The sequence below is a fragment of the Occallatibacter sp. genome (assembly GCF_049802275.1).
In the GTDB taxonomy this organism is placed as follows: Bacteria; Acidobacteriota; Terriglobia; order Terriglobales; family Acidobacteriaceae; genus Telmatobacter.
Window position 1 is genome coordinate 1 of sequence record NZ_JBARMD010000083.1, and the last position, 5,557, is coordinate 5,557.

The 5,557-nt window shown below is 58.4% G+C and carries 4 protein-coding genes; all 4 read right to left on the reverse strand.

Going from position 1 to position 5,557, the window contains the following annotated elements; all coding sequences use genetic code 11:
- Positions 1-165: 165 nt before the first annotated feature.
- A complete protein-coding gene (locus tag WA354_RS02820) occupies positions 166-1,155 on the reverse strand; it encodes a COX15/CtaA family protein (protein WP_472811492.1) in 990 nt (329 codons plus the stop codon).
- Between the two features lie 79 nt (positions 1,156-1,234).
- Positions 1,235-2,440, reverse strand: coding sequence for an acetate/propionate family kinase (locus WA354_RS02825; RefSeq protein WP_472811493.1), 1,206 nt, complete (start codon positions 2,438-2,440; stop codon positions 1,235-1,237).
- A 147-nt stretch (positions 2,441-2,587) separates the two neighbouring features.
- Entirely contained in the window at positions 2,588-4,999 is a 2,412-nt protein-coding gene (locus tag WA354_RS02830) for a phosphoketolase family protein (RefSeq protein ID WP_472811494.1), read from the reverse strand.
- Positions 5,000-5,135: 136 nt separating this feature from the next.
- Positions 5,136-5,557 (reverse strand): acyltransferase family protein (locus WA354_RS02835; RefSeq protein ID WP_472811495.1); only part of this gene is annotated, 422 nt, incomplete at its 5' end.

The window sequence follows — 5,557 nt, forward strand, 5'->3', positions numbered from 1 at the left end:
TCCTGCATGACGGCAATATCGAGTGGCTCACTGCTACGCCCGACCTGCCCATCATCAATGCATCGGTGAACGGGAAGGTTTATCCGGCGGCGGGAGTGCTGGTGAGGTAATGCGGGAAGTAGGAGCAACGGGCGAGCCGGTAGTTCGGTTGCCGGTAGCCCGTAGCTAAAGGCTACGAGCTACAGGCTGCAAGCTCCTTGTCGAATCTGCCGGTTGCAGCGTCAATCGGGCAGTCAACACTACCAGCGCAGCCCAAAGCACATCGGCGCCGAGCAGGTGGGCGATCTGCAGCCAAACAGGCGCCAGCAGCACGACGTCGAGGACGCCAAGCACATACTGCGCGGCCAGAAGGACCAGTACCAGCGCTGACAATCCCCGATTGTCCCATTCAGTTGTGCGTTGCGCTGCGCGCACTAAGATCCAGATCAGGAAGACGCTTGCGAGGAACGCGATTGTCGGATGCGTCCAGCGCCAGCGCACCAGCCAACCACTCGTCGCTGAAAAATCCTCCGCAAGTGCAGAGCCAAGCGAAGTGGCCGGGAACAAAGTGTCACCTAACGCGGCCAGCGATCCCGTCACACCGACGATCAGCACGACAAAAACGCCCGCGACTGCGCCGAATGGCGCCACCAGTCGGACAGTGCCACGGAGATATCCGTGCTTGCGGCTCAACAGGTGAGCGGTAAGCGTCAGCGCTGCCAGCAGCAGCAGAGTATTCGTCAGGTGAAGTGCAAGGTACCATGGTCGCAGCGGTGATTGGCTCATCGCGGTAAGTCCGAGCTTGACGAGCAGGGCTCCGAGAATGGCCTCAATCAGTGTGAACGCGACTGATGCCACGGATGCCGCGCGGGCAAGGTGTCCGCGCACGGTTCCGGCAAATGTCCACACCAACAAACCCACGGCTGAGAAGAACGAAAGGCCACTCGTAATGCGGTGCGTGAACTCGATCATCGTGTTCACGCTCGCCGAGTGCTGCAGAACCGTCCCATTGCACAATGGCCAGTGGTTGCCGCACCCCGCGCCTGCACCCGTCGCCCGTACCAGCGAACCCCATAGAATTACGGCGATAAAATACGCCAGGACTCCCCATGCAAAGCGGCGCAGGGCTGGCGAGGGGAGGCGCTTCAAGTCCACTTGAGTTACTACCGAATGCATGAATGAAAGCTCCGATGCGAACCCTTTAGTGTAGAACAATGGCTCGAATCGCGCGGATCCAATGGCTGGCCGCCAGCACTCATTCTCCTTGATTGTCCAGCAGCCGCACCACGTGATTCACGATCATTAGATCTTCGGCCGGCGGAATCACGCGCACCTGCACGCGGGAATTCCCGGCCGATATTACCGCTTCGCCACGCACGTTGTTCTTCTCGGGGTCAACAACAATTCCAAGCGCTCCTAATCCTGCGCAGATCTCGGCGCGCGAAGCGATATCGTTTTCGCCTATGCCGCCGGTGAAGACCAGCATGTCGAGCCCGCCGAGTTCGGCGTAGAAGCTGCCAACCCACTTCGCAATCGTCCACGTAAACTTGTCAACGGCCAGGCGCGCCTTTTCATTGCCACCCTTGATCGCTTCACGCAGGTCGCGCATATCGTTCGACAGGCCGCTCACGCCAAGCAGGCCAGACTTCTTGCTGACCACCGTTTCGAGTTTTTCGGCAGCGGCGGACGCGTCGGATGTAGTCTCCGCAATCTTCTTCAGGATAAAGATCACAACGCCGGGGTCGATGTCGCCAGTGCGCGAACCGCTGATAATGCCGCCGGTCGGTGTCAGTCCCATCGACGTGTCGAGGCTTTCACCCTTGCGAATCGCCGTGATCGATGCGCCATTGCCGAGGTGCGCGACGATCAGTTTCTCCGGAATGTTTGGCTGCAGTTGATAAATGATCGACTCGTATGAGATGCCATGATAGCCATAGCGCCGCACTCCCATCTCCGCATATTCGTCGGGAATAGGCATGCGGGTGACGACCTCGGGCATGGTGCGATGAAAGTAGGTGTCGAGCACCGCGAAGTTCGGAATTCCTGGGAACAGGCGCAGCGATTCGCGCATGATGTAGACCGCAATCGGCGTGTGCAACGGCGCGAGCGCCGCGTAGCTTTCGATCTCGTCAATCAACTGCGGAGTTATGCGCTGATTGTCGCGTATCTTCGGGCCGCCGCACACGGTGCGATGTCCGATGGCCTTGGGGACAGGGAACTGGCCGGAGTGGAGCGCCTTTTCGACCAGCGAAAATGCAACAGAGCGGTTCGGCAGGGGCGGTGTCTGATCCACGAGCTTCTTACCCATGGCATCCTTGATCCAGAACTTCCCGTTATCCGTGCCAATCCCATCGACCGCGCCTTCAAAGATCTTTGTGCGCTGGCCGTCGCCGGCTTCATACATCGCAAACTTGATGGAAGACGAACCGCTATTCAAAACCAAAACAGGTAAAGACGACATCAAAAAGGACCCCTTACTTTTTATTTGAACTTCTTGCTTGTTCCCGCAGGGGCTATAAAGCCCCGGTTCTATTGCTTTGCTTGCGGCACGACTCAAGTCGTGCCCTGATACAAGCGTTCTTTCAGTCTGAGCACCTTCAAATGATTTTTAGCTTGTTTTGCCGGACTCCCACTTCCAATTCTGGATTTCGGGCAGGTCTTCGCCGTTTTCCGAAACGTAGAGACGATGCCGTTGAATCGCTTCTGAGTACCACTGCCGGGCCTCATCCACCTTCGAAGCAAGCCGTTTCACCCGCGAGATTGCGTCGAGCGCCAGTTGGAAGCGGTCGATGTTGTTCAGCACGCACATGTCGAAAGGCGTGGTGGTCGTGCCCTCTTCCTTATAGCCGCGAACGTGCAGGTTATCGTGATTGTGGCGGCGATACGTGAGCCGGTGAATGCCCCAGGGATAGCCGTGGAATGCAAAGATTGTCGGCACCTTGGGCGGAAAGATGCTGTCGTACTCTTCGTCTGACAAGCCGTGCGGATGCTCAGACGAGGGCTGCAGGGTCATCAGGTCGACCACGTTCACAAAGCGAATGCGCAGGTCAGGCGCCTGTGTGCGAAGCAGCATTACTGCAGCGAGCGCCTCCATCGTAGGTACATCGCCGCAGGAGGAAATCACTACGTCGGGATTGCCTTCGTCATTCGAGGCCCATTTCCAGATACCTAAACCGGTAGTGCAGTGCGCTACGGCTTCGTCCATTGTGAGCCACTGTGGTGCAGGCTGTTTTCCGGCCACGATCAGATTGATGTAGTTCTTGCTGCGCAGGCAGTGGTCGGCCACAGACAGCAGGGTGTTCGCGTCCGGTGGGAGATAGATGCGCACCACGTCAGCCTTCTTGTTCACCAGGTGATCGATGAACCCGGGATCCTGGTGCGAGAAGCCGTTGTGATCCTGGCGCCATACCAGCGAACTGAGCAGGTAGTTGAGCGACGCAATCGGTTTGCGCCACGGAATCTGGCGCGTGACTTTGAGCCATTTGGCGTGTTGATTCACCATCGAATCGATGATGTGGATGAACGCTTCGTAGCAGTTGAAAAATCCATGCCGGCCGGTCAGCAGGTAGCCTTCGAGCCAGCCCTGGCACATGTGTTCGCTCAGGATTTCCATCACGCGTCCGGTGCGCGAAAGGTCTTCGTCGACCGGAAGCGTTTCCGCCTCCCAGGTTTTGCCCGTTCCTACGATCACATCCTGCAGACGGTTTGAGGCCGTTTCATCCGGACCGAAGACGCGGAAGTTCTTCGTGTCCTTGTTGGCCTCCATCACCGCATGCAGCATCTTGCCCAGCACGCGTGTGGATTCGGCTGTTGTGGCCCCGGGGCTTTCGACATTTACCGCGAAATTGCGGAAGCTCGGCACCGTTAACGGCTGCCACAGTAATCCGCCATTCGCGTGCGCATTCATGCCCATTCGCAATCGGCCCTTCGGCGCGATGTCGGCGAGTTCCTCCCGGAAGGCACCCTTCTCGTCGAAGAGTTCCTCGGGCTTGTAGCTGCGCATCCAGTCCTCAAGCAGGCGCAGATGCTCAGGCTTCTCGCGCAACTCCGCAAAGGGAACCTGGTGAGCACGCCAAGTGCCTTCAACCGGCTTGCCGTCGACTTCCTTCGGTCCGGTCCAGCCCTTGGGCGTGCGCATGATCAGCATGGGCCATGCTGGCCGATCGGTTGATCCACCCTCTCGCGCAACCTTTTGAATTGCTGCAATGCGATCGAAGATCTTGTCGAAGACAGCTGCAGCTTTCTGGTGCATCGAGGCGGGATCGTGGCCCTCAAGCGTGAATGGCTCGTATCCATAGCCGCGCATCAGGTTTTCCAACTCGGCATGGGGAATGCGCGCCAGCACCGTCGGATTCGCGATCTTGTATCCGTTCAAGTGCAGAATCGGCAATACCGCGCCGTCAGTCGCAGGATTAAGAAATTTGTTTGAGTGCCAGCTTGTGGCCAGTGGGCCGGTCTCAGCTTCACCATCGCCGACCACACATGCGACGATCAGGTTCGGATTATCGAATGCAGCGCCATAGGCATGTACCAGCGAGTAACCAAGTTCTCCGCCTTCGTGAATAGAGCCCGGCGTCTCCGGCGCGACGTGACTTGGAATGCCGTACGGCCAGCTGAATTGCCGGAAGAGGCGCTTGATGCCATCACGATTCTGCTCGATGTGGGGATAGATCTCGGAGTAGGAGCCTTCGAGATACGTATTCGCTACGAGGCCGGGGCCGCCGTGTCCCGGACCTATCACATAGATCATGTCCAGGTGCCGCTCGCGGATCAGGCGGTTCCAGTGCACGTAGAGAAAGTTGAGGCCGGGGGTCGTGCCCCAGTGGCCGAGCAGGCGCGGTTTGACATCGTCCAGCGTCAGCGGCCGCTCGAGCAGTGGGTTGTCTTTGAGATAGATCTGGCCGACGGAAAGATAGTTGGCGGCGCGCCAGTAGGCGTCCATTTTGCCGAGTATTTCGGGACTGAGAGGGCCTTCAGTTCTTGCTTCGGCCCGGTTAATTTCGGTCGTCGCGCTGGTCATGGGGCACCTCGGAAGGGAGATTTCCGTACCACTTCAGGCTAGCAGCCGAATGTTAACGCCGTGGGTGATTGGAGTCACATGGAGATGAGATGTCGATTCACTAAGTGGGACTGCCGAACTTGCAGAAAGTGCCGCGTCAGAGCGAGAAGCTTTGGTCGGATGGCTGCTTGTTGGGCGAGTTTTCAAGGTAGCGCTTGAGCCGCAGTATTCTCGATTCGAATCCGTACCAGAGGATAGTTGCGGCCAGCGTGCAGGCGGCGAGGCGGAACGCGACGACGGCGAGATTGCCGGGAATTCCGTACTTATCCATGCGTGCGTCGAACCAGCCGAAGTAAATGAAGACCATGATGTGCGTCATATAGAGTCCATAGCTGATGCGACCGTAGAAGGCCAGGGGACCGCGCCGGAGGATTGCATTCACCGGGTTGTGCGATCCGGTGGAAGCGATGGAGGAGAGCGCCGCTCCGGCGAAAAGCGTCGTGAGTGCGGTGTCGAGAAATGCGGTGCCGCCGGCGATGGTTGCTGCGGCGAGGAACCCGATGGGCATGGCGGCGACGC

Bases quoted from the DNA above. Each gene is read 5' to 3' on its own strand.
- WA354_RS02820 (WP_472811492.1), bottom strand. From the start codon at position 1,155: ATGCATTCGGTAGTAACTCAAGTGGACTTGAAGCGCCTCCCCTCGCCA.
- WA354_RS02830 (WP_472811494.1), bottom strand. From the start codon at position 4,999: ATGACCAGCGCGACGACCGAAATTAACCGGGCCGAAGCAAGAACTGAA.
- WA354_RS02825 (WP_472811493.1), bottom strand. From the start codon at position 2,440: ATGTCGTCTTTACCTGTTTTGGTTTTGAATAGCGGTTCGTCTTCCATC.